The sequence below is a fragment of the Paenacidovorax caeni genome, assembly GCF_001298675.1.
GTDB classification, from domain to species: Bacteria; Pseudomonadota; Gammaproteobacteria; order Burkholderiales; family Burkholderiaceae_C; genus Paenacidovorax; species Paenacidovorax caeni.
Map to the genome: position 1 here is coordinate 16,511 of NZ_CYIG01000030.1, position 24,781 is coordinate 41,291.

21 protein-coding genes are annotated in these 24,781 nt (G+C 61.4%); 10 read left to right on the top strand and 11 right to left on the bottom strand.

Annotated features, from left to right (window positions below):
- Positions 1-12 precede the first annotated feature (12 nt).
- From BN2503_RS12495 to BN2503_RS12515, 5 genes are read right to left on the bottom strand one after another with little or no spacing between them, the layout of a single operon-like run.
- A complete protein-coding gene (locus BN2503_RS12495) occupies positions 13-2,163 on the bottom strand; it encodes a type IV pilus secretin PilQ (RefSeq protein ID WP_054256991.1) in 2,151 nt (716 codons plus the stop codon).
- Positions 2,160-2,705 (bottom strand): pilus assembly protein PilP, encoded by a 546-nt coding sequence (locus BN2503_RS12500; RefSeq protein WP_054256992.1) that lies wholly within the window; start codon positions 2,703-2,705, stop codon positions 2,160-2,162. Before BN2503_RS12500 ends, BN2503_RS12495 begins: the two co-directional genes overlap by 4 nt.
- A complete protein-coding gene (locus BN2503_RS12505; RefSeq protein WP_054256993.1) occupies positions 2,702-3,382 on the bottom strand; it encodes a type IV pilus inner membrane component PilO in 681 nt (226 codons plus the stop codon). The genes BN2503_RS12500 and BN2503_RS12505 overlap by 4 nt, the downstream gene beginning before the upstream one ends.
- A gap of 8 nt (positions 3,383-3,390) precedes the next feature.
- Positions 3,391-4,002 carry a PilN domain-containing protein gene (locus tag BN2503_RS12510; RefSeq protein ID WP_054256994.1) on the bottom strand — a complete coding sequence of 204 codons (612 nt, stop codon included), beginning with the start codon at positions 4,000-4,002 and terminating at the stop codon, positions 3,391-3,393.
- Positions 3,999-5,069 carry a pilus assembly protein PilM gene (locus BN2503_RS12515; RefSeq protein WP_411914296.1) on the bottom strand — a complete coding sequence of 357 codons (1,071 nt, stop codon included), beginning with the start codon at positions 5,067-5,069 and terminating at the stop codon, positions 3,999-4,001. Before BN2503_RS12515 ends, BN2503_RS12510 begins: the two co-directional genes overlap by 4 nt.
- Before the next feature lie 252 nt (positions 5,070-5,321).
- On the opposite strand from BN2503_RS12515, the gene BN2503_RS12520 reads away from it, so the two are divergent.
- Entirely contained in the window at positions 5,322-7,718 is a 2,397-nt protein-coding gene (locus BN2503_RS12520; protein WP_082366586.1) for a penicillin-binding protein 1A, read from the top strand.
- Between the two features lie 38 nt (positions 7,719-7,756).
- Here the strand turns inward: BN2503_RS12520 and cyaY are convergent, their stop codons facing one another.
- Positions 7,757-8,086, bottom strand: a complete 330-nt coding sequence (gene cyaY / locus BN2503_RS12525; RefSeq protein WP_054256996.1) for an iron donor protein CyaY — start codon at positions 8,084-8,086, stop codon at positions 7,757-7,759.
- A gap of 11 nt (positions 8,087-8,097) precedes the next feature.
- On the opposite strand from cyaY, the gene lptM reads away from it, so the two are divergent.
- The 3 genes from lptM to BN2503_RS12535 all read left to right on the top strand — a co-directional run bounded on the left by lptM (position 8,098) and on the right by BN2503_RS12535 (position 10,505).
- Positions 8,098-8,301, top strand: coding sequence for an LPS translocon maturation chaperone LptM (lptM, locus tag BN2503_RS19420; protein ID WP_074930356.1), 204 nt, complete (start codon positions 8,098-8,100; stop codon positions 8,299-8,301).
- Positions 8,298-9,575, top strand: coding sequence for a diaminopimelate decarboxylase (gene lysA / locus BN2503_RS12530; protein ID WP_054256997.1), 1,278 nt, complete (start codon positions 8,298-8,300; stop codon positions 9,573-9,575). Before lptM ends, lysA begins: the two co-directional genes overlap by 4 nt.
- 96 nt (positions 9,576-9,671) lie before the next feature.
- A complete protein-coding gene (locus BN2503_RS12535; RefSeq protein WP_054256998.1) occupies positions 9,672-10,505 on the top strand; it encodes an oxygen-binding di-iron domain-containing protein in 834 nt (277 codons plus the stop codon).
- A 127-nt stretch (positions 10,506-10,632) separates the two neighbouring features.
- Here the strand turns inward: BN2503_RS12535 and ccsB are convergent, their stop codons facing one another.
- From ccsB to BN2503_RS12550, 3 genes are all read right to left on the bottom strand, one after another.
- Positions 10,633-11,985 carry a c-type cytochrome biogenesis protein CcsB gene (ccsB, locus tag BN2503_RS12540; protein WP_054256999.1) on the bottom strand — a complete coding sequence of 451 codons (1,353 nt, stop codon included), beginning with the start codon at positions 11,983-11,985 and terminating at the stop codon, positions 10,633-10,635.
- Entirely contained in the window at positions 11,982-14,132 is a 2,151-nt protein-coding gene (locus tag BN2503_RS12545; protein WP_054257000.1) for a cytochrome c biogenesis protein ResB, read from the bottom strand. Before BN2503_RS12545 ends, ccsB begins: the two co-directional genes overlap by 4 nt.
- A 124-nt stretch (positions 14,133-14,256) precedes the next feature.
- Positions 14,257-14,880 (bottom strand): c-type cytochrome, encoded by a 624-nt coding sequence (locus tag BN2503_RS12550; protein WP_054257001.1) that lies wholly within the window; start codon positions 14,878-14,880, stop codon positions 14,257-14,259.
- Positions 14,881-14,955: 75 nt separating this feature from the next.
- On the opposite strand from BN2503_RS12550, the gene yihA reads away from it, so the two are divergent.
- Positions 14,956-15,714 carry a ribosome biogenesis GTP-binding protein YihA/YsxC gene (yihA, locus tag BN2503_RS12555; RefSeq protein WP_054257002.1) on the top strand — a complete coding sequence of 253 codons (759 nt, stop codon included), beginning with the start codon at positions 14,956-14,958 and terminating at the stop codon, positions 15,712-15,714.
- A 44-nt stretch (positions 15,715-15,758) separates the two neighbouring features.
- Positions 15,759-16,667, top strand: coding sequence for an alpha/beta fold hydrolase (locus BN2503_RS12560; RefSeq protein WP_054257003.1), 909 nt, complete (start codon positions 15,759-15,761; stop codon positions 16,665-16,667).
- A gap of 40 nt (positions 16,668-16,707) precedes the next feature.
- Here BN2503_RS12560 and BN2503_RS12565 read toward each other — a convergent pair whose 3' ends face one another.
- Together BN2503_RS12565 and BN2503_RS12570 are read right to left on the bottom strand one after the other, a co-directional pair.
- The gene (locus tag BN2503_RS12565) at positions 16,708-17,574 is read right to left on the bottom strand and encodes a lysophospholipid acyltransferase family protein (RefSeq protein ID WP_054257004.1); all 867 of its coding nucleotides are present in this window, start codon (positions 17,572-17,574) and stop codon (positions 16,708-16,710) included.
- The gene (locus BN2503_RS12570; protein WP_054257005.1) at positions 17,571-18,407 is read right to left on the bottom strand and encodes a lysophospholipid acyltransferase family protein; all 837 of its coding nucleotides are present in this window, start codon (positions 18,405-18,407) and stop codon (positions 17,571-17,573) included. The genes BN2503_RS12565 and BN2503_RS12570 overlap by 4 nt, the downstream gene beginning before the upstream one ends.
- A 133-nt stretch (positions 18,408-18,540) precedes the next feature.
- Here BN2503_RS12570 and metK point away from each other — a divergent pair, with 133 nt between their 5' ends.
- The 4 genes from metK (at position 18,541) to BN2503_RS12590 (ending at position 24,751) form a co-directional block, all read left to right on the top strand.
- Complete coding sequence (gene metK, locus BN2503_RS12575) at positions 18,541-19,722, top strand: methionine adenosyltransferase (protein WP_054257006.1); 1,182 nt, start codon at positions 18,541-18,543, stop codon at positions 19,720-19,722.
- A gap of 71 nt (positions 19,723-19,793) precedes the next feature.
- A complete protein-coding gene (locus BN2503_RS12580; protein WP_054257007.1) occupies positions 19,794-20,894 on the top strand; it encodes a bifunctional nicotinamide-nucleotide adenylyltransferase/Nudix hydroxylase in 1,101 nt (366 codons plus the stop codon).
- On the top strand, positions 20,891-22,897 hold the full coding sequence (locus tag BN2503_RS12585; RefSeq protein WP_054257008.1) for a tetratricopeptide repeat protein: 2,007 nt from the start codon (positions 20,891-20,893) through the stop codon (positions 22,895-22,897). The genes BN2503_RS12580 and BN2503_RS12585 overlap by 4 nt, the downstream gene beginning before the upstream one ends.
- A 15-nt stretch (positions 22,898-22,912) precedes the next feature.
- On the top strand, positions 22,913-24,751 hold the full coding sequence (locus BN2503_RS12590; RefSeq protein ID WP_054257009.1) for a glycosyltransferase: 1,839 nt from the start codon (positions 22,913-22,915) through the stop codon (positions 24,749-24,751).
- Positions 24,752-24,781 lie beyond the last annotated feature (30 nt).

Genomic DNA, 24,781 nt, shown 5'->3' on the forward strand with positions numbered 1-24,781 from the left:
ATCAGAATCAAATCAATTGGCCGCCACGCGATCGGTTACAACCTTGGGCGTTACAAAAATCAACAGCTCACGCTTCTCTGCCTCTTTGGTTTGACTCTTGAAAAGATTCCCCACCACAGGCACATCGCCCAAAACAGGAACCTTGTTTTCCGTGTTGGTTTCTTCCATTTCAAAAACACCACCAATAGCCACAGTTCCACCATTTTCAACCAGAACCTGCGTCTGTACATGGCGCGTATTCACAGAAATACCCCATGGCGTAATATCGCCACGGTTATCTCGCGTGATATCAAGATCCATAATAATATTTCCCTCGGGTGTAATTTGCGGCGTTACCTCCAGCTTCAATACAGCCTTCTTCCACAAGATTTTGTAAGTATTGTTTTCAAACGCCTGCGTCGGAAACTCGTTACCCTGCTCAATAATCGCTTTCGTTTGATCCGCCGTAATCAACCGCGGGCTAGAAATCACCTTACCTTTACCATCCGCCTCCATTGCAGAAAGTTCCAGCGTGAGGAATCTATTGGCTGCCGAATTGAAAATTGAAAGCGCAAAAGAGGCAACCGTAGGAACACTGGAGAGTACCGCCGGTAGATTCACGAAATTCCCCTGTGAATTTGTGGTTCCACCAGCCCCACTAGAACTGACAGCATTGCTGTAGTCCGTGCCCCATGCAACCCGGTTTCCACCATTACCGAGCGCATAGCCTCCATCGCCACCACGGTTGGCGCGCAAGTCCGACGCACCCAGACGCACGCCCAACGAGCGGCCAAAAGTTTCTCGCGCCTCAACGATACGCGCCTCGATCAAAACTTGCCGAACCGGAATATCCAACTTTGCAAGAAGCGCTCTGATTTCTTCAAGCTTGCTTGGTGTATCCGTAACAAACAGCTGATTGGTGCGCGGCTCTGCAATTGCGGAGCCACGCTCAGTAAGAAAACGAACACGGTTACCACCAGTCGCCGCGCCCGGTGCTGAAGCCGTCAAACGCAGAGCAAGGTCAGATGCCTTGGCATAGTTCAGTTGAAATGCTTCCGTACGCAAGGGCTCAAGCTTTTGAATTGCTTGTAGGGCCTCATAATCTTTTTTTGCCCGCTCGTCTATTTCATCTTTAGGGGCAATCCAGAGCACAGACCCTGTTTTGCGCATCCCCAAACCCTTGGAGTCCATGACAATCTGCAGTGCTTGATCCCAAGGAACATCTTTCAACCGCAACGTCAAAGAACCCGTGACCGTATCGGACGTCACAATATTGAAGTTGGTAAAATCAGCGATTACCTGCAACAAAGAGCGAACTTCAATATTTTGAAAATTCAGTGACAGCTTTTCACCATTAAAACCTGGCCCCTGGGTGAGCTTATTCAGGTCAACTTTCTTCTGCCGCACCTCCACCACAAACTGGGTATCACTTTGGTATGCGTTGTGCTCCCACTCTCCTGCAGATTCCACATGCATCCGAACCCTGTCGCCCTGCTGAGCAGTGGTGACAACTTGCACAGGCGTACCAAAGTCCGCCACATCCAATTTACGGCGCAGCCCCTCAGGCAAAGAAGAGTGCAGGAAATCGACAACCAACCCCTTGCCTTCTTGGCGCAAGTCAACTCCGACCTGGCTATTGGGAAGATTGACCACAATACGCCCTGCACCATCGGGACTGCGACGGAAATCGACGTCACGCAAAGGCAATGTTTCGTTATTACCATCCTGGGCAAACAGCGTGCCAACCCGCGTTGCCGTCGATGCACTCGCAGTGCTGGCTACAGGATCCAAAATGATCAGCAGCACTTTTCCTTGCAATTCAGCCTTGTACGAAGTCGGCTGCTTCAAATTCAGTACAAGGCGGGCACGCTCGCCACCTTCAACGACGTTGATGGTTTTCAAGTTCCCCTGGTTGACATCCACCAAGGTCTTGCCCAGGGAGTTCGTTGCATTCGGGATATCCAAGGCGATGCGCGCAGGCGCTTGGATTGCAAAACCCGTGGGAAGCACACTCAAAGGCTCCGCCAACTCGATACGAACAATCTCCGTACCACCTTGCAGTGCGCCTGCAATAGACTGGATTTTATTCTGCGCCCACGCAGAAAAAGGCATTGCACCCAAGGCAAATAAACCAACGGCAGCAGCGCAGCGCGTAAGCATACGGCTTGTATTTTTATTGATCATTTTTTCCCCTCTTGCAAATCAAGCGTTGCCTGACGTTCCACCCAATCCCCGGATGCATCCTGAACGATTTCCCGGAGCTGGACTGCATTTTCGGTAATCTTGACAATCTTCCCGTAATTCAATCCAAGGTAGTTTCCAAGCTTCACGGGATAAATAAGGCCATCCACCTTCAACAAAGCAGTCGGCCCGCTCGCTTTGTCAAGATACCCGACCATAGCCATGGTATCCAGAGGAAATGCTTCCAACGGTTCCTTACGGCGCGCCATCTCAGGTGCAATCAACGCAGCGTTCGAAGCAATCTGCGCTGAATCGCGTCGCAATGCTTGGGTCAGTCTTCCAGCAGCGAACGGATCCAGCGCCCCATCACCGCCATACCCCTGCGGCTTAAAATCTTTAGGCTCCGTCAGCGGGGTAACCCGTGGCCGGGCAGTTGCCCGTTGTTCAGCAATCCATTCCTGCAGTTCCTCTTCTCCGGACGTCCCACAGGCTGTCAGCAGCGCCAGCAAACCGAAGAGCAAACTTACTTTAAAGAAGCGGTTCATTTCTTCTTCCCCTCAGTCGCTTTGCGCTGCGCTTGGATTTCTTCAGAATCCAAATATCGGAAAGTGCGTGCGGTGGTGTCCAAAGACAGCATTCCCGAGGCATCTTTGGCTGTGGGTGCCAGCGATAAGTTATTAAGGGTAACGATGCGTGACAAATGGGCAATATCCGAAGCGAAAGCGCCGATGTCATGGTATTTACCCGTCACCCTCACAGCAATCGGCAACTCCGCATAATAGTCACGCACAACCACTTGGCCAGGACGAAAAAGCTCAAACTGCAGACTGCGGCCCAAGCCCGCCTGGTTGATATCAGAAAGCAATGCTGCCATCTCCGCCTTGCTGGGCAGCTGTTTTTCCAGCTGAATCACATATTGCTGAATCTGCTCGCGTTGCTTCTTCAGTAAATCGAGACTCACCGCTTTTTGCAGCTTCTTTTGGTAATCGTCTCGCAAGGTTGCTTCCTTGGCACGCTCCGCTTCCAATTCCACTTCATAATCAGACAGCAAAGCGAACCACAAAGCGGCAGCGACGCCGATCGCAATCATTGCGCACAAAAATACACGCGGAATGATGGGCCACAGTGATGGGTCCTTAGGATCCAAATTTGTGAACTGGCGCTGCACTTGCTGCGCCAGTTCGGCCACATTGATAGAGGGAAGTTTGTCTTTCTTGGCCATGTATCCCCCTATTTGCCACCGCCAGCAGCACTGGCAGCATCGGCTGCTTTCTGCGCTTCACTGGTGCGCATCAGGCGAAAACGCAGATTGAAGGAAGCGACACGACGCTGGTCGCGCGGCGTCAACGCGACATTGGCAGCAACGATCTCCACCAGTTCAGGCTTGGAAATCCATGGCGTGTTATCGGCAAGATTGCGCAGCATCTCTGACACGCGCTCGTTCGACTGGGCCATCCCCTGCATGGCAACGACTTGGTCCGTTTGCTTGAGGCTGGTGATATAGACACCGTCAGGCAACTGCTTGACAAGTTCGTTCAACAAATGAACGGGCAGGTTGCGGTCAGATTGGAGATCCTCCACCGCCTTTTGCCGTGCACGCAGCGCAGTAATTTCGTCCTCAATCGTGGCAATCTCTTTGATCTGCCCTTCCAAGACCTTGATCTCGCCCGCCAAAAAGCTATTGCGCTGCTGCTGCTGCTCGATCATGGCCTGGAACCATGAATAGATACCCCCTGCAATCAAAAGGCCAACCAGGAAAGAGGCGAACATCGTCGCCTGGAACATCTCCTTGCGACGTTTGCGCGCGGCCTCACGGTGCGGTAACAGATTGATCAGGATCACTGCAAGAACCTCCGCATGGCCAAGCCACAGGACGTGAGGTATGAGGGCGCTTCACGTACCATTTTTTTCAGCCGCACACCACTGCCGATCTCCATGCCATCAAACGGGTTGATCGTGCTGCAGGCAAACCCTGTTTGCTGGGTCACCGCCTCCGTTAAACCTGCCAAAGGTGCCGAGCCTCCGGCGAGCATGATGTGATCGATCCGGTTATACGGCGTGCTGGTAAAGAAGAACTGCAGCGCCCGGCCAATTTCCTGCGCCAGACTCTCGACAAAAGGACGCAGCACTGCCGACTGGTAGTCGTCTGGCAGTTCTCCGCTGCGCTTCTTGGCTTCTGCCTCCTCCGTGGAAAAACCATACTGGCGCACGATGAGTTGGGTGAGTTGTGCCCCCCCAAAAGCCTGGTCTCTGTCGTAAAGCACCTCGTCATTGCGCATGACCTGCATGCTCGTGGTCAAAGCACCAACCTCGAACAATGCCACCAGTGCATCCACGCCCTTGTTGGGCAGCGCCTCGATGAGGCGCCCCGTGGCCAACCGGGCGGCGTTGGATTCAATATCCAGGATGACTGGCTTGAGGCCCGCGGCCTCTGCCAGACCCTGGCGGTCTTGCACTTTCTCACGCCGCGAAGCTGCGATGATCACATCGACGTCGCCAGGCGAGTTCTTGGTCGGCCCGATCACGCAAAAATCCAGACTCACTTCCTCCAGCGAGAAAGGGATGTACTGGTTGGCCTCGGACTCGACCTGGACTTCGAGTTCCTGCTCGGTCATTCCACCCGGCAAGGAAATGCGCTTGGTGATGACCGCAGACGGCGGAAGTGCCAAGGCGACGTTTTTGGTGCGCGTGCCGCTCTTCTTCACCAGACGACGCAGCGCCTCTGCGACTTCATCGAATTTTTCGATGTTGCCATCCGTGATCCAGCCGCGCTCCAAGGGCTCGATCGCACAGCGTTCAAGCACCAGCGCACCGGCCTTGTCGCGCCCCAACTCGACCAGCTTGACGCTTGAGGAGCTGATGTCGATACCCAGCAGCGGCGCGGGCTGGCGACTGAACAAAGTCCCCATTGAGATCAAGATTGGCCCTCCGAAATGTGCGCAGGAAGCGCAGCGATACTTAATACTTCACATGAATACTATCAGTAAGATAGTTATCCAACCAAGATTTTCAGACTGGCGCGCTGCGCCAGACGTTGTCAAAAGCAGACGTTGGACAAAACCTCCCGATGCCCCTGGCAACTGCTTCAGAGCACCGCGCAGCCGCCCGACGGCACAAAGGAGACGTTTTTATAATGCCTTTCCTTTGCTGCCAAGCGCGCCATGCCCCCCTCTCAAGCCCCGGAAAAAAACACGTCAGCACGTACAAAAGCGCGCACCTCTTGGCCACGCTGGCTCCTCAAGGCTCTGTTTTGGATTGCAGGCTTGGCGACGGCAGGGGCCTTGGCACTGGCCCTCACTATCGCCGTGGCGTTGGCCATGGCCTATCCGAACTTGCCCGATGTCTCTGACCTGGCGGACTACCGGCCCAAGCTGCCGATGCGCGTGTACTCGGCCGAGGGCGCCCTACTAGGGGAGTTCGGCGAAGAGCGGCGCAACCTGACCCCGATCGATGAGATCCCGCAAGTCATGAAGGATGCCGTGCTGGCCATCGAAGACTCTCGGTTCTTCGAGCACGGCGGGGTGGACTACAAGGGCCTGCTGCGTGCCGCCCTCGCCAATCTGGGCAAGGCCAAGAGCCAGGGTGCCTCCACCATCACCATGCAGGTAGCGCGGAATGTGTACCTTTCTTCGGAGAAAACATTCACGCGGAAAATTTACGAAATATTACTCACATTCAAACTCGAACATCTGCTTACGAAAAATCAGATTCTCGAAATTTACATGAACCAGATTTATCTGGGCAACCGCGCTTACGGGTTTGCCGCAGCCGCCGAAACCTATTTCGGCAAGCCGCTTAAATCCATCTCCGTTGCCGAGGCGGCCATGCTGGCAGGCTTACCCAAGGCCCCTTCTGCCTACAACCCCATCAGCAACCCGAAACGTGCACGCGTGCGCCAGCTGTACATCATTGAGCGGATGGAGGAAAACGGCTTCATCACCACTGCGCAAGCCCAAGAAGCCAAACAGGAAAATCTCAAGATTCGCACCAATGCGAACAGCACGCGAGTGCACGCCGAGTACGTGGCGGAAATGGCGCGTCAGTTGATCTTTGCGCAGTACGGCAACGAGGCCTACACGCGCGGCCTCAACGTCTACACCACCCTCCGAGCAAGCGAGCAGGATGTCGCCTACCAATCGCTGCGCCGGGGCATCATGGATTACGAGCGACGCCAGCATTACCGCGGGCCGGAACAATTCATCCAGCTGCCCACGTCCGCTGAGGATGCCGAAGATGCCATAGACGATGCCCTGGCCAACCACCCTGATAACGGCGATCTGCTGGCTGCAGTGGTGCTGGACGCCAACCCGCGCAGGATCATGGCAGCACGCGCCGATGGCGAGCAAATCGAGATCACTGGCGATGGCCTCAAGCCAGCGCAGTCAGGCCTGAGCGACAAGGCTCCGCCCAACATCAAGATTCGTCGCGGCGCCATCATCCGGGTGGCCAAGACGGCAAAGAACACATGGGAAATCACTCAGCTGCCCCAGGTGGAAGGTGCCTTCATTGCACTCGATCCGCGTGATGGTGCGATCCACGCCCTGGTTGGCGGCTTCGACTTTGACAAGAACAAGTTCAACCATGTGACGCAAGCCTGGCGTCAACCGGGGTCAAGCTTCAAGCCCTTCATCTATTCGGCCGCCCTGGAGAAAGGCTTCACCCCCGCCACGGTAGTCAACGATGCTCCGCTGTTCTTTGATGCCGGCACGACCGGCGGTCAGGCCTGGGAGCCGAAGAACTACGACGGCAAGTACGACGGCCCCATGACCCTGCGCACCGGCCTGGCCAAGTCGAAGAACATGATTTCGATCCGCGTGCTGCAGGCTGTTGGCCCTAAAACAGCGCAGGAATGGGTCAGCCGATTTGGCTTCGACGCCGACAAACACCCGCCCTACTTGACCATGGCGCTGGGGGCCGGCTCGGTCACACCGATGCAGATGGCCACAGCCTACTCCGTGTTCGCCAATGGGGGCTACCGTGTCACCCCCTGGCTCATCACCCGCGTGACAGACCATAAGGGCAAAGCGCTCTCTGAGTTCACGCCTCCGCCACTCACCGAGCAACCGCGCGCCATTGATGCACGCAACGCTTTCATCATGGACAGCCTGCTGCAGGAAGTCACGCGCGCCGGCACCGCAGCCCGTGCACAGGCCACGCTCAAGCGTCCCGACCTGTACGGCAAGACGGGCACAACGAACGACTCCGTGGACGCATGGTTTGCAGGCTTCCAGCCCACACTGACCGCCGTGACCTGGATTGGCTACGACCAGCCACGCAACCTGGGCAGCCGCGAAACCGGCGGGGGGTTGAGCCTTCCCATCTGGATCAATTTCATGGAAAAGGCCCTCAAAGGCGTTCCCGTCGCGGAAACCGCTGTGCCGCCTGGCGTGGTCAATGTGGGCGGCGAATGGTTCTATGAGGAATACGCCCGCAACGCAGGCGTCGCGAACCTGGGCCTCGGCGACGGCGGCGCAGCAACGGGGGGCTCAGCCCCCGGCCAGGTCACCACACCAGCGCCGGAAGAGCGCAACCGCATTCTTGACCTGTTCCGCAACTAACCCCGATACCCGATCCGCACGGGTCGGATCGGGCACCCTTAAGCGCTAAACACCAGGGTCTGCCCGGCTTGCTCGCTTGCACATTGGCTCAGGTGTGCAAAGAATTCACCGGCCCCTTTGGTGTCCAGCCAACGCTGGCCATCAAAACGGTAGTGAAAGCCGCCCGAGCGCGCTGCCATCCAGACCTCGTGCAGCGGTTTCTGCAAGTTGATCACGATCTGGCTGCGGTTAGCAAAGGTCAAGGTGACCATGCCACCCGAGCGTTGCGCATCCAAGTCCGCGTCGGTTTCTTCGTTGAGGCGGTCGCATGTCTGCTCCACCGCCAGCAGCAGTCGCTCGGCACGGTCCATGAATTCAAGGTCGGTCATACAATTTATATATGTTGAGAGCCACCCAAATTCTAGTCAGGGCGCTTGCCCTTGCTGCCAGTGCGGCGGCCCTCCTCGCAGGCTGCGGGCAGCGCGGCCCGCTGTACCTGCCCACAGACCCCGCCGCGAACGAGCGCGCCAGCCTCCCGCAATCACTCACGCCTGCCAGCGCCCCCGCCTCCAAAGGCTCCCCTCCCTCTGCCGATACCCCATGAACGCTCCCCTCCTGCCTGGCCATCCCCATATGGCCTACCGTGGCACAGACTTGTTTTGCGAGCAGGTTCGCCTCGCCGACCTGGCACAAGCCCATGGCACCCCGCTGTACGTGTACTCAAAGGCCGCCATGCTCGATGCGCTGGCGGCCTATCAGCGCGGCTTCGCTGGCCGCAAGGTGCAGATTTGCTATGCCATGAAGGCCAACTCCTCCCTGGCCGTACTGCAGCTCTTTGCGCGCGCGGGCTGCGGCTTCGACATCGTCTCAGGCGGAGAGCTGGCGCGCGTTCTGGCCGCAGGCGGTGATGCCAGCAAGGTGATCTTCTCCGGCGTCGGCAAGACACGCGCCGAAATGCGCCAAGCGCTTGCCGCCGGCATCGGCTGCTTCAACGTTGAGAGCGAAGCCGAGCTGGAAGTACTCAACGAGGTGGCCCTAGGCATGGGCGCGCAGGCCCCCGTGAGCATCCGCGTTAATCCCAACGTCGACGCCAAGACCCACCCCTACATCTCCACCGGCCTCAAAGGCAACAAGTTCGGCGTGGCCCATGAGCGCACGCTGGCCACCTACCAGCGTGCCGCAGCGCTGCCAGGCTTGCGTGTCGTGGGCATCGACTGCCACATCGGATCGCAAATCACCGAGGTCAGCCCCTACCTCGACGCCGTGGACCGCGTGTTGGATCTGGTGCAAGGTATCGAGGCCGCAGGTATCGCCATCCACCACATTGATTTTGGCGGTGGCCTCGGCATTACCTACAACGGTGAAACGCCACCCGCCGCCGATGCGCTCTGGCAACAGCTACTGGCCAAGCTCGACGCACGCGGCTATGGCGACCGCCAGTTGATGATCGAGCCCGGCCGTTCCCTGGTGGGCAATGCCGGCGTTTGCCTGACCGAAGTGCTATACCTCAAGCCGGGCGAACAAAAGAACTTCTGCATCGTTGATGCCGCCATGAACGACTTGCCGCGCCCCGCCATGTACGAGGCGTTCCATGGCATCGTGCCCCTGCATGCACGCTCTGGCGCCACCACCACCTACGACGTCGTCGGCCCCGTCTGCGAAAGTGGCGACTGGCTCGGACGCGACCGTGCGCTCGCCGTGCACAGCGGCGACCTGCTGGCCGTGCTGTCCGCTGGCGCCTACTGCGCCTCCATGGCCAGCACCTACAACACCCGGGGCCGCGCAGCAGAGATCCTCGTTGACGGCAGCCAGGCGGTACTCATCCGCCCACGCGAAAGTGCCGCCGACACCTTCAAAAACGAGATACTGCCTTCGTGACAAATAGGTGAAAACCCGGGCTTCGATTGACTCGCATCAAATCAACTTTTGATGCTTGTCATACATTAGGGTCATTCTTGCGCTTCCTCCCGCACCATGGCCCCGATTGAGCTTTACCGCGACAGCAACCACGCCTGCCTGATGTTCACCGACCTCATTGAAGAGGACGGGCAGGCAATTCAGGCCAACCAGTTTCTCATCGTCGACGGCGACACCGGCGCCGTCATCGATCCGGGCGGCAACCTGGCATTCAACGAGTTGTTCATGGGCATGGGGCGCTACTTCTCGCCACAGAAGCTCTCGTACGTGATCGCCTCGCACGCGGACCCCGACATCATTGCCTCGCTCGACCGCTGGCTGACCAGCACCAACGCCACCCTGGTGATCTCGCGCATCTGGGAACGCTTTGCCCCCCACTTCACCAAAGCCGGCAAGACCGAGAACCGCGTGATCGGCGTGCCCGACAGCGGCGGTCACCTGCCCCTGGGGCGCCATGAACTGGTGCTGTTGCCCGCGCACTTCATGCACTCGGAAGGCAATTTCCATTTCTACGACCCGGTGAGCCGTATCCTCTTCACCGGCGACCTGGGCGTGTCGCTCACCACCGGTGCCGAAGCGCGCGTGCCCGTGACGGACCTGGCGGCACACATCCCGCGCATGGAAGGCTTCCATCGCCGCTACATGGTCTCCAACAAGATCCTGCGCCTGTGGGTGCGCATGGCGCGGCAGCTCGACATTGCCATGCTCGTGCCGCAGCACGGCGCACCGATCCTGGGCAAGCCCGCCATCAACGCCTTTTTCGACTGGCTGGAAAACCTGCCCTGCGGCATTGATCTGTTCGACGAGCGGGCCTACCAAATCCCCACGGGCCACATCGACCCGGTAACGCGCCAGATGCGCGCGCCGCTGCGCCCGGCCCAGGCGGCCTGATCAAGGCAGCAATTAAGACATTTAATAAAATACGGCCCTAGCCCTTATCCAGAAAGCGCTAGCAGCTATCAAAAGAATAACAAAAGGCCCTGCACTGCAGGGCCTTTTTATTGCCGAGGGACATGCCTCACAGGGTGCCGTAGCTGTGCAGGCCCGAGAGGAACATGTTCACGCCAAGGAAAGCGAACGTCGTCACCACCAACCCCGTGAGCGCCCACCACGCCGACACCGTGCCACGCAGCCCCTTGACCAAGCGCATGTGCAGCCAAGCGGCGTAATTCAGCCAGACGATCAGCGCCCAGGTTTCCTTCGGGTCCCAGCTCCAGTAGCCGCCCCAAGCTTCGGCCGCCCAGAGCGCCCCCAGCACGGTGGCAATCGTGAAGAAAGCGAACCCGACGGCGATCGACTTGTACATCAGGTCGTCCAGGATCTCAAAACCCGGCAGTTGCGCCGCAATGCGCTTGCGCGCCAACAGGATGCCGCCCACGATCAACGCCGAGATGCCGAAGTACACCATCCAGTAGCTGCTGCCGCCATCGGCCGCCCCCTGGCGGAACACGATCGGCTCGAAGCACAGCACCACGCCCAGCAACCACAGCGGCGCGAGCTTGTACCAGCGCGTCTCGCCAGCCTGCTGTTTGATGAGGTAGGCAAACGCCACCATGGCCGCGAGCGCGAAGGTGCCATAGCCGATGAAGTTGGCCGGCACGTGCAGCTTCATCCACCAGCTCTTGAGCGCAGGCACCAGCGGTTGAATCTCGTGCGCCTCGCGCACCACCGTGTACCACAGCAGGAAGCCCACCGCCGCGCTGACCACCAGCATGACGAAGGCACCCAGCGCGCGCGTGCCGTAGTGCTGCTCGTAGTACAGGTAGAACAGCGCCGTCATCCAACAGAACATGATGAACACCTCGTAGAGGTTGCTCACCGGGATGTGGCCCACGTCCGGGCCGACCAGGTAGCTCTCGTACCAGCGCACCATGGTGCCAATGAGCGCCAACGTCACGCCCACCCAGGCCAGGCGCGAGCCGATCAACGCCATCACCTCGCCACTGCCCTGCCCCTGGCTGCCGCGCGTGAACATTCCGATCCAGTAGAAAAGCGTACTCATGAAGAACAGCATGCTCATCCAGAGGATGGCGGACTGGCTCGACAGGAAGTACTTGAGCCCGAACACGGTGTCGGCGCGCGCCAGGCTGCCCGCACCGTCCTGCTGGTACAGGCCCACAGCCAGCAGCGACAGCGCGGCCACCCCCAGCATGAGCACCGACAGCGGGCGCCAGAACCATCCCAGCCAGATGGCACAGGGAATGGAGCCGAGCAGAATGCCCTTCTCGTACACGTCCATGTACGCACCGTAGCGCTGCAGCGCCCACAGCCCCCCCGCCACGACGAGTACGGCGAACAGCCAATCAAACCCGTTGCGGCGCGCGAAATAGCCTTCATTCAGGGTCAGCGTGGTGGTGGTCGCGGTGTTCATGCGGAGGCTCCTGGCGGTGAAGACGGTGGCGGGGTGCCGATGAGTTTCTGGCTGAGCTGGGCAAATTCCCGGTTGCCGTCAAACGTTTTGCGGTTCGACGACAGGGCCATGGTGGCGTGGGTACGGCCGCCTTGCGGCGCCAGCCACACCCAGATGCGCCGGTCGCGCACGTAGAGCATGGCAAAGACGCCCAGGATGAGCAAGGCACACCCCAGGTACACCACGTTCTTGCCAGGGGCACGTGCCACCTGGAACACACTGGCCTGCACCTGCTTGAAGTCCTGCAGCTCAAACGCCATGGGTGCGGGGTAGATCTGGGCATCGCTGAGCGCAAACACTGCCTGCGTCATGAAGGTCTGGGTTTGCGCACCAGGCTCCATGGGCGCCAGGCCTGCGCGCTCGCGGGCAAGCTGCGCCAACTCGTACAGCACACCATTGAGGATGCGCACCAGCACCTCGCCAGCACGCTCACGCTCGCCCTCAGGCACGTTGGCCTCCATGAAATCGGAAATCGCCGGAAAGCCGCCGCGCCACTTGCCGTCCTCGCCGCGCCCGCCGGCGTACAGAGCCAGGGCACGCTGCGCCGAGAGGGTGAGCTGCTCGGCCAGCTCCTTGCGCGTGCCATCGACTGCACGCCCGACGTAGTTGCGCACAGCCCGCTCACGCAGGGCGGGATCGTTCAGCGCGGCGCGCAACTGCACGAAGCCCTGCATGCTGCCCTGGTCATCGACAGGAACGCGCAGGTAGCGGAAAGGCTCGGCCGGGGTCTCGCGCACACCCAGCAGGAAGACAGACCCACCGTCCCCCATGTCCACGGGCAGCATGTAGTTGTGGAATTCGCGCGCCTGCCCCGCCGCGTCGCGCAGCTTGTAGCTGATGCTGGGCCCGACGTTGCGCAGCTCCTTCTTGCTCACGGTCTTATTGCCCGCGCCCAGGCGCGCGTCGATGGACGAGCGCAAGTCAACCTTGCGCGCATCGGCGCCGGAGCTGGTGCCGTCATCGCCGAAGTTCTCCACGTTAATGGTGCGCAGCGCGGTGAACTCCAGCGTCAGCGCCTGGCCGGCCTCGTCGCTGGTCAGACGCGTCTGCCCGCCAATCGTGCCCTGCACGTCGAAAGGCTGTACGCCCGCTGCCATGGGTACGGCGCGCAGCTTTACCAGGGAGCCGCCATCGTCGAAGCTGGACTGGTAAATCTCGATGCCTTTGTAGCCGAAAGGATGGTTGACCTCGATGCGCGCGGGCACCTGCTCGCCCGTCGCCTTGTCGTGGATCACCACCTCGCTGGCGAAGAGCTTGGGCATGCCGGTGGAATAGTGCTCAACGATGAACTTCTTCAGCTCCACGGCAAAAGGCAGTTCCTGCAGCAGCACGCCGTCGGACTGCGCCAGGATGGCCGTGCTCGACTGCGTGCCTTCGGCAACCAGCAGATTGCCGCGGAAAGTGGGATTACGCTCGGACAGGATGTGCTCAGGCTTTACCTCGGAAATCAGTCCGCCGCCCGCGTAGGGCGTCTTACCGCCCAGCCACATCTGCGCGCGCACGATGAGGTCGCCATCGAGCAGCCCCCCCAGACAGATCAACACGATGGCACTGTGTGCAGCGATGTAGCCGATCTTGTGTGCGCCCCCCGTCTTGGCGGCCACCATCCAGCCCTCGCCCTGCGGCGTCTGGCGCTGCTGCAGGCGCACCTTCCAGCCGCCCCCCACCAGCATGCCGCCGATGCGGCGCGCTGCCACTTCGGCAGTTTCGCCCTCAAGGTCCGCCTGGGCCTTGTGGTGAAAGGCCTGTAGGTTCTGCACCCGGATGTTTTCCTTGTAGTTGCGCAGATCGGCCAGGTATTTGGGCGTGTGGCGTGCGATGCACAGGGACGTGCTGACGACCAGGAAGGCCAGGATCAGCAGGAACCACCAGGCGCTGTAGACAGCGTTGAGCTTGAGCGCCAGAAACAGCTCGGCCCAGAAGGGGCCGAACTGGTTCACATAGTTGTTGACCGGCTCCTGCTGCTTGAACACCGTGCCGATGACCGAGGCAATGCAGATCACCGTCAAGAGCGCGATGGCAAAACGCATCGAAGACAGCAGCTCCACGGCAGCGCGCAGCGCCTGCGAACGGGATTGGATGCGTAGGCCGTGGGTGGAGTCGGTCATGGCGGAGGCCAAAATAAAAAGGCGGGGCCATCTTTTGCGATGGGCCCGCCCTTTTTGGGGTTGTGCGTGGGCGAAAGGTTCCGGGGCCGATGACTGCAGCGCCCGAAACGTTGATTTATATCAATTAACGCAAACCAGCAATGTAATCGGCCACGGCCTTGATTTCACGGTCGCTCATCTTGGCTGCCACACCCGCCATCTGGGCGCTGTTGGCGCGCTTGCCGTCGCGGAAAGCGACCAGCTGCGTCACCGTGTAGTCAGCGTGCTGGCCTGACAGGCGCGGGTACTGCGCCGGAATGCCAGCGCCATTAGGGCTGTGGCAGCCTGCGCAGGCAGCGATGTGGCGGTCTTGCAGGCCGCCGCGGTAGATGCGCTCACCCAGGGAGACGAGCTCCTTGTCCTTGGCGGCACCCGGCTTGGCCTTCTGGGACGCGAGCCAGTAGCTGACGTTCTTCATGTCCTCGTCGGACAGGATGGCGGCCATGCCAGCCATGATGGGATCGGCGCGCTTGCCGGACTTGAATTCCTGCAGCTGCTTGACCAGGTATTCAGGATGCTGCTGCGCCAGGCTCGGCTGGGTCACGACCGACGAATTGCCGTCCACGCCGTGGCAGGCGGCACAGACTGCGGAGTAGCTGGCCTCGCCCTTGACCAAGTCAGGCTTGGCGGGTGCGGGATCTGCCGCAAAGACCGGGAAAGCGGGAGCTACCAGCACGGCAGCCGTCAGCAGGGAGGCGAGCAACTTCATATCGAGGGACGTCTGGTTATGTCAGCAAAAATCTGCGCGATTCTACAATGAGGGATTACAGCACCTCCATCTTCCATGACCAAGCTTTGCGCTGCATCTAAAGCGGCTTCGATTACGCCCACTTCGCAAGCCAAATTGGCCGTGAACTGGATGCACACGGCCCGTTTCTTCACCACGGCCGCCCAGTTGCACCAATTGCCTGCCGTCGAGGTGCCCGAAATCGCCTTCGTGGGCCGCTCCAACGCGGGCAAATCCACCTGCATCAACACCCTGACCCAGCAGCGCCAGCTGGCCTTCGCCTCGAAGAAGCCAGGGCGCACGCAGCACATCAACCTGTTCGCCCTGGGCAAGCAGGGCCAGATGGACGCAGTGCTGGCCGACCTGCCAGGCTATGGCTACGCTGCCGTGTCGCGCAGCGACAAGCAGCGCTGGCAACAGGTCATGGCCAACTACCTGGTAAGCCGCAAGGGCCTGACCGGCATCGTGCTGCTGTGTGACCCACGCCTGGGAATGACCGAGCTCGACGAAGCCTTGCTCGAAGTCGTGCGTCCGCGCGTGGAAGAGGGCCTGAAGTTCCTCGTGCTCCTGACCAAGGCCGACAAGCTCACCCGCGCGGAGCAGGCCAAAGCACTGTCGATCGCGCGACTGCAAGCAGGCGGCGGCGAGGTGAAGATGTTCTCCGCGCTGAAACGGCAAGGCGTGGACGAGGTGGCGGAGCTGCTGTGGCAGTGGTCTCACCCCACAGGCGCCCAGGCCGGCGACGTGCCAGTGAATGCCGCCGAAGCCCAAGCCGAAGCCGAAGCGGACACTGATTCCCCATCAAAACCCAGCTGAGCGCCCACTCCATGTGCGCTAGAAGCTCCTGAAAGCATAGCGCCATGATCGAATCCATCGTCCATCCGCTGCCGCACGGCATCCACCTGCACTGCCATGCCAGCGGCGCACCGGGCCGCCCCGTGCTGCTGTTTCTGCACGGTTTTCCCGAGGGCGCCTTCATCTGGGACGAACTCCTGGCCCACTTCGCCCGCCCCGAACACGGTGGCTACCGCTGCGTGGCCCCCTTTCTGCGTGGCTTTGGGCGCTCCAGCACCCCCGCCGAGGTCGAGGCCTACCGCGCCAAGCACCTGGTGCGCGACCTTGCCGCGCTGATTGCCCTCGAAAGTCCGAATGCCCCACTGGCCGCGCTGGTGGCCCACGACTGGGGCGGCGCCGTGGCCTGGAACCTGGCCAACCAGCAGCCCCAATGCATGGAGCGCCTGGCCATCATCAACTCGCCCCACCCCGGCGCGTTCCTGCGCGAGCTGCAGCACAGCCCGGCGCAGCAGGATGCAAGCCAGTACATGCATTTCCTGTGCCGCCCGGATGCCGAAGCCCTGTTGTCCGCCAACGGTTACCAACGCCTGTTCGGCTTTTTCGACACGCCTGCGGGCCAGCCCCCGGCCTGGCTGACCGACGCCGTCCGCGCGCAGTACCGCGACCTGTGGGCGCAGGGTCTTACGGGTGCCTGCAACTACTACCGCGCCAGCCCCTTGCGCCCACCGCGCCCCGGGGACGACAGCGTGATGGCGCTGACCCTGCCGCCAGAGATGCTCACGGTATCCGTGCCGACGCTGGTGCTCTGGGGCATGGACGATCCCGCACTGCTGCCCGGCCTGCTTGATGGACTGCCGGATTGGGTGCCTGAACTGCAGCTGCGGCCCGCCGAGGGTGCATCGCACTGGATCGTGCATGAGCAGCCCGCCCGCGTGGCACAGGAGCTGGGCCGCTTTTTGCTCCAAAATAAATAGCTACTAGCGCTCGCCCCTCAAGGGCTAGAGGCCAAAAACATCAATAAACCGACGCTTCACCCTCAGGCCGCGTCTTGAAGCGCTTGTGCACCCAGTAGTACTGGCCCGGCATGGTGTCGATGACGGCCTGCAACTCGCGGTTCATGCGCGCGGTGTCGGCGTCCACGTCGTCGGTCGGGAAGCCCTCCCAGGCCGGCGTGATCTCTGCCACGTAGCCCGTAGGGGTCATGCGCGTGTACATGCCCAGCACCTTGGCCCGCCCCAGGCGCGCGAAGCGCGACAGCGAGGGCACCGTGGCCGCCGGCACGCCGAAGTAGGGCACGAAGATGGACTCCTTGCGGCCAAAGTCCATGTCCGGCAGCAGGTACAGCAATCCCCCCTTGCGCAGGTTGGCGATGATGGGTTTGACGCCATCGGCACGGTTGAGCATGCGCACGTCGCCAAAACGCTGGCGCCCCGCCATGAACCAGGCGTCCACCACCGGATCGGGGTGCGTGGAGAAGATTGACGTGAATGGCCGCGTGGTGTGCAGCGGCAGCGCCAGCCCGCCTGCATCCATGCCGTAAAAGTGCGGCGCAAACAAAATGGTGGGCGCATCGCCCTCCAGCTCATGCAGCGCACCGTGCAATTGCACCCGCGCGCGTACTACGGCCTGCGGTGCCGACCAGAGCCAGCTGCGGTCGAGCCAGGCCTGGCAAAAGCGCACAAAGGTCTCGCGCGCCCAGGCGCGGCGCTGCGCAGCGCTGGCCTGGGGGTAGCACAGTTCCAGATTGCGCAAGGCAATGCGGCGGCGCGGTGCGGCCAGCACGTACAGCAGCTGGCCCAGCAGCCATCCCAGCGCACGCAGTACCGGCAGCGGCAGCACCGCCATGCGCCGCATGAGCCAGACGCCCAGACGCGACATCATGGCTTGGCCTCGCCGCGCGGCTGCTTGTAGCGCGCATAGCCCCACAGGTATTGCGCCGGGCAGGCGCGCACGACGCGCTCCATGGCCTGGTTGATCTGCAACACGGCAGCGTCCAACGATTCAGAAAGGGGCACCGACAACTCCTCCAGATACAGCACGTAGCCCCGCCCCCAGGGCTCGCGCTCGCAACGCGCCAACACCACGGCTGCACCGGTCTGCTGCACCAGCCGGGCGGCCAGCGTCATGGTGTAGGCATCGCGGCCAAAAAAAGGGGCCCACAGGCCCTGCCCTTGCGGCGGCACCTGGTCAGGCAGCAGCCCCACGGCTTCGCCCCGGCGCAGCGCCTTGATCATGCGGCGCACGCCCGTCAGCTCGGTGGGCACGGCCTGCACACCGGGGCGGTTGCGCGCAGTGCGCATGACCCGCGCCAACCAGGGCTGACGCGCCGGCCGGTAAAGAATGGTGATCGGTCCATGCACAGACGACCAGCGCTGCGCCGCTGCCTGCACGGACAGCTCGAAGCAGCCGATATGCGGCGTCAGGAAAACAATGCCCTTGCCCGCGGCCCAGGCACGCTCGACACATTCCGCGTTCTCAAAACGGCATGCGGGCAGCTCGCCCAGCCACAGGCGCGGCAGCTCGGCGGCCATGCGCCCGGCATGCCCCACGGCCGCCCGCACCTGGGCAAAAGCATAGCCCGCGCGGGCCGCGTTCTCGACGAAGCGGTGACGGTAGCGGGGCGAAAGCACGAACACCAGCCACCCCATAGTCCAGCCCAGGCCATGGAGCAGCCACAAAGGCAGCACGGAGAAGAGGCGCAACAGCGTTGGCATTAGAATAGAAAGGTCGCTGAGTTAACTGAGCAACTTGCAGGGCGACGGTAAAAAACACTGCTAAAGCGTTCGCCAAAGCTCCAAAGGCCGAGGGCAACGCCCCAAATGCCAGAACACCGGAGTTTATTCACAAATGGCGAACGACTTTCTCTTCACTTCCGAATCCGTCTCCGAGGGCCATCCCGACAAGGTCGCAGACCAGATCTCGGACGCCATCCTCGACGCAATCTTTGAACAAGACCCGCGCTCGCGCGTAGCGGCCGAAACGCTGACCAACACCGGCCTCGTCGTGCTGGCCGGCGAGATCACCACCAACGCCCACGTCGACTACATCCAGGTGGCGCGCGACACCATCAAGCGCATCGGCTACGACAACACCGAGTACGGCATCGACCACAAAGGCTGTGCGGTCTTGGTGGCTTATGACAAGCAATCGAATGACATCGCCCAGGGCGTGGACCACGCCAGCGACGACCATCTGAACACCGGCGCTGGCGACCAGGGCCTGATGTTCGGCTACGCCTGCGACGAAACGCCCGAGCTGATGCCCGCGCCCATCTACTACGCGCACCGCCTGGTCGAGCGCCAGGCCCAATTGCGCAAGGACGGCCGCCTGCCCTTCCTGCGCCCCGATGCCAAGTCGCAAGTGACGATGCGCTACGTGGACGGCAAGCCGCACAGCATCGACACCGTGGTGCTCTCCACCCAGCACAGCCCAGACCAGAGCGAGACGGCCACCAAGATGAAGGCCAGCTTCACCGAAGCCATCATCGAGGAGATCATCAAGCCCGTGTTGCCTTCGGCCTGGCTGCAGGACACCAAGTACCTCATCAACCCCACGGGCCGCTTCGTCATCGGCGGGCCGCAGGGCGATTGCGGCCTGACCGGGCGCAAGATCATCGTGGACACCTACGGCGGCGCCTGCCCGCACGGCGGCGGCGCGTTCAGCGGCAAGGACCCGACGAAGGTCGACCGCAGCGCCGCCTACGCCGCACGCTACGTGGCCAAGAACGTCGTCGCCGCCGGTCTGGCGCGCCAGTGCCAGATCCAGGTGGCCTACGCCATTGGGGTGGCGCACCCCATGAACATCACGGTCTACACCGAAGGCACGGGCGTGATTCCCGACGCAGAGATCGCCAAGCTGGTGGCGGCGCACTTCGACCTGCGCCCCAAGGGCATCATCCAGATGCTTGACCTGCTGCGCCCGATCTACGCCAAAACGGCGGCTTACGGCCACTTTGGCCGTGAGGAGCCCGAATTCACCTGGGAAAAGACGGACAAGGCCGCCGCGCTGCGCGCCGCCGCAGGACTTTAAGAAGAAATCGGTCGCTAGCGCCCTTCCAGCAAGCGCTAGCAGCTCTTTTTTCAATAGCAACGAGCGCGCCCATGTACGACGCCGCCATCCTCATCGGCCGCTTCCAGCCGGTTCACGCCGGCCATGTCGCCCTGCTGCGCGAGGCGCTCGCGCGCGCGCACCACGCGATCGCCATCGTCGGATCGGCCTACCAGGCGCGCTCCGCCAAGAACCCCTTCACCTGGCAGGAACGCGCGGCCATGCTGCGCGACGCCCTGCCTGCGCACGATGCCGCACGCCTGACCGTACTGCCCGTGCGCGACTGCTACGACGAGCCGGTCTGGGCGCAGACCGTGCGCGAGACAGTGGCGCGCCACACAGCACCCCAGGCGAGCATTGGGCTCGTGGGCCACTTCAAGGACGCCAGCAGCGATTACCTGCATGCCTTTCCCGGCTGGCCGCTGATCCGCATGGAGCGCCAAGGCAGCATCGACGCCACCACGATCCGCGACGCCTACTTCGGCGCCACGCCCGAGACCATCGCCGCCGCAATCGCGCCCCTTGCGGCGGACATTCCCCCGGCAACACAAGCGCTGCTGGCGCAGTTCGCCCGCCAACCTGGCTATCTGGTGCTGCAAGAGGAATGGCAGACACTGCGCGGCTACCGCGCTGCCTGGGCGGGCGCGCCCTACCCCCCGGTCTTCGTCACCGTCGATGCCGTCGTGCGCAGCCAGAACCATGTGCTGCTGATACGCCGCGCCCACGCCCCGGGCAAAGGCCTGTGGGCTCTGCCCGGTGGATTCCTCGAGCCACGCGACACACTCTGGCAATCGTGCCTGCGCGAGCTGGCGGAAGAAACCGCTTGCGCCTTGCCCGAGGCCACCTGGCGCGCCGCGCTGCAACAGGTCACCGTGTTCGACCACCCGGACCGCAGCCAGCGCGGGCGCACCATCACGCATGCGCATTACTTCGTGCTCTCTGACGATTTGCCCCAGCCCGCAGTGCGAGGCGGAGACGATGCAGCACAGGCCACTTGGGTTCCCTTACATGACGTGGCGGCGCTGGAGGAGGTCTTCTTTGAAGACCACTTCCACATCCTGCGGCATTTCACGTCACACTCCGGCGGTACCATCGCCCCTTCGCCAAGCCCTCTGCGGGGCATCCCAACCACTGAATGCCAACGCTTACGATGAAGCAATTTTTCCAGGCGCGCTACGGGTTCGCCCTCTTCTTGGTTGTTGTGACGCTGGGAATTTACCTTCCCGGTCTGCAAAACACCCTGCTTTTTGACGACAACCTGCTCAAAAACGGAACCATCTTCTCGGGCTATGGCAGCCTGACCGAATTCAAGCAGCGCATGCTCTCCTACGGGAGCTTTGTTTGGATCGATGGAATTTTTGGCGAAGGTTGGTGGAAGCAGCGGCTATTTAACATCGCCATCCACCTGGCCAACATCTTCGCTATTCAAGCCCTGGTCAGTCGCATCCTCAGTCATGCGCAGTTTTCCGAGGACACCGCTGCGCTACCGCATTTCACAGCCTCGCGCAGCGCCGCCAGCCAGGTTGCGCTGGTCATTTTTGCGCTCAACCCGGTCGCCGTTTATGCCGTGGCATACCTGATCCAGCGCTCCATCCTGATGGCCACGCTCTTTTCCGTGGTGGCATGCTGGGCCTTCGTGCGCTGGCTTGAATCCAGAAAGCCCGGATGGATTGCCCTGACAGCCTGTGCCTTTGTCTTTGCCATCCTCTCGAAGGAATATGCGCTGGCCACCCTCTCCTTGATGGTGCCGATCTACATCTTTATCCGCCGCCCGAATAAAAAAACACTGGCTATTGCCACCGCCATCGCTCTGGCCATCTCGGCGTTAGCGGCCACAGCATTTTTTCAGATTTACGGCCATCTGATTGGGAAACCTTTCGACGGCCAATCGATGGCCTTCGTTCAGCAACTGGAAGCCATTCGCCCCGGGATTTCTGAAACGATTTATCCCTTGAGCATCCTCAACGAGGCCGCGCTATTCATCGCCTATGGCGTGCGCTGGGTGCTGCCCTATGCAGGCTGGATGTCTGTCGACCTGCGCCCTCCCTTTCCTCTGGGTTTCACCTCGCCCTGGCACCTGGCCGGTGCCTTGCTGTATGTCGGCCTGGGGGTAGCCGCCCTTTGGGCTTTGCTGCAGCGGCGAGACATCTGGTCTGCCGTGGGCTTGTTCACACTGTTCCCGGTCCTGTGGTATGTCACCGAGTTTTCTACGGTATGGATTCAGGATCCGTTCGTGCTTTACCGCAGCTACCTTTGGGCGGTGGCACTGCCAGGCTTGTTGGCCATTGTCATGACGGGGCTCAAGCCCCGCACTATTTACATACTGGGCATCGTTCTGGGGTTGATGCTGGGTGCCCTGGCTTTTGAAAGGGCCTGGTCGCTGAAAGACGAAGGCACCGCCTGGCAAGACGCAACGGAGAAGGTAGCCCTCGACGCACCCGCCAATGCCGTGGGGCGCAGCCGCGCATTCAACAACCTCGGTAACTATTACCTGCAACAACGGCTTTTTGACCAGGCTGAACGCAATTTCAAGACCGCGCTGTTGCTGAATGACTTGGGCGGCATAGGGGCCATGGCCAATCTGAACATGGGTGCCACGCTGCAGCACAAAGGCCAGCATCTGGAAGCCTTGAAATACCTCGCAGCCGCCCAAGCCATGGGCAACCGCAGCCCTGCGCTGACCTACCATATCGGCGAATCTCAACTGGCCCTGGGCCAAATTGACCACGCACTGACCAACCTGAGCAACGCGCTGGTACAGCTCGACGCGGACCCGATCAACCGCCACCTGGAACCAACGATCCGGCAACGGCGTGCCGAGGCTGCTCAGGCAGCACAGCAATTCAAGATCGCCATCGATGACTACCGCGACCTGCTGGCCCGGAACCCGAATGACACCGAGCTCCGCCTAAAACTGGGCATTGCACTCGGGCGCGCGGGCCAATCCGCCGAAGCCATGGAGCTCTTGGACAAGCTGATTGCACGGTCCCCCTCTGCGCTCGCTTTCTACGGGCGTGCCATGGTGCACTACAACCGGGGGGAGCGCGACAGCGCACTGGGCGATCTGGATCAGGCCATTGCCCTTGATCCCCGCAACGCCCAATACCGTGCTGTCAGAAACCAACTGGCATCTCCTCCTCCTACACCCCGGCGCTGAAGCGCTTTGCATCCCATGCGCGTACTCCATGTGGGCAAATTCTTCCCCCCGCACCGCGGCGGCATGGAAGTCGTCCTGGCCGACCTCATTGCCGCACAGCAACGCCAGGGCATCGAGGCCCACGCATTGGTGCATGGCACGCCCCAGCCAGGCGACCCAGCCTGGCTGACGCGGGTTCCGGTGCAATTCAACGTGACCTATGCCCCCATCGCACTGGGCTTCAGGCGCGCACTGAGTCGCGCCATACGCCAACTCCGGCCAGACGTCTTGCACCTGCACATGCCGAATAACTCTGCCTTGTGGGTGCTAACCCTTGTGTGCGCGCACAAGGTGCCGTGGGTCGTGCACTGGCATTCCGACGTGGTGGTTTCCAAGATCAGTTTTGCTGTCGCGCTCGCATACCGGCTCTACCGGCCATTTGAGCAAGCCCTACTGCGACGGTCTGCGCGCATCGTCGTCACCTCCCCCCCCTATCTGCAATACAGTGAGCCCTTGCGGGCTTGGCATGACCGCTGCGCTGTCGTACCGCTGGGCCTGGGCAATGTGGACACCCGACCAGACACGGCAACCGCAGACACACCCCACTGGCACCACGGCGCATTGCGTCTGCTGTCGATTGGCCGACTCACCTACTACAAGGGGTTTGAAACTCTCATTCAGGCAGCGGCCCCCCTGCCAAATGTGCAACTTCTCATCATTGGCGAAGGTGAATTGCGTGGTCAACTGCAGGCCCTGATTGACGCCAGCCAACCGGCCGATGGCCCCTGCAAAATTCGCCTCCTGGGCAATGTGGACGACGAAGAGAAACATGCGCTGCTAGCCCAATGCGACGTTTTTTGCCTCGCATCACGCGAGCGCACCGAGGCTTTCGGCATCGCAATTCTCGAAGCCATGCGACACGCCAAGCCCTGCATCGTTTCTGACCTTGAAGGCTCTGGCATGCCCTGGGTGGTGCGCACGGCAGGTGCTGGCCTGCTCGCCCCACCGGAAGACGTGGCAGCATGGCAGACCGCCATCGCCCAGATGCAAAACGACGCCACGTTGCGCGCCCGCACGGGGTGCGCTGGCCAAAAAGCCCTACAGCAACACTTCTCCATGGCCGCCTGCGCACGGCGCATAGCAGGTCAGTACGCACTCGCGCTGCCAGACCCCTTGCCCTCTCGCTCAAGCAAAGAGATTCTCATCGTCATTCCCGCACGAAACGAGGCAGCCACCATAGGCAGCGTGCTGCAAAGCCTCAGCGCAGCAGGCTGGCATGACGTGCTGGTCGTCAACGACCAAAGTACCGATGACACAGGTGCCATCGCCAAGGCCGCTGGTGCGCGGGTACTCACCCCCGTACTGCCCGTGGGTGCATGGGGCGGTATGCAGGCTGGCATCCGCTACGCCTTGCGCAATGGCTACCAGGCTGTTATCACCATGGACGCCGATGGGCAACATGAAGTCGACGAAATTCCCACCTTGCTGAATGCAAGAGACCAGGCCGACCTGGTGATTGGCGCCTTTCCAGAACGCGCCAGCCGACTGCGCCAGCTGGCCTGGCACTGGTTTCGCCAGCTCGCCGGGTTTGATCTGCGCGACCTCACCTCGGGATTCCGCCTGTACAACCGCGACGCGATGGCCGTCCTGGCCTCACGCGAGGCAACCCTGCTGGACCACCAGGACCTCGGCGCACTGCTCATGGCGCGCCGCGCCGGGCTATGCATCATGGAAGTACCAGTCTCTATGAACATGCGTCTGGTGGGCGAGTCACGCATTTTCAATTCTTGGCTCAGTGTGGCCAAGTACATGACGGCCACAACCCTGCTGTGCCTGGCGCGCTGGCAGATCCGGCCCACGCGTCTCCCACGATAAGGGAGGCTTCCGCTCCCCCCCGCCCTGCGG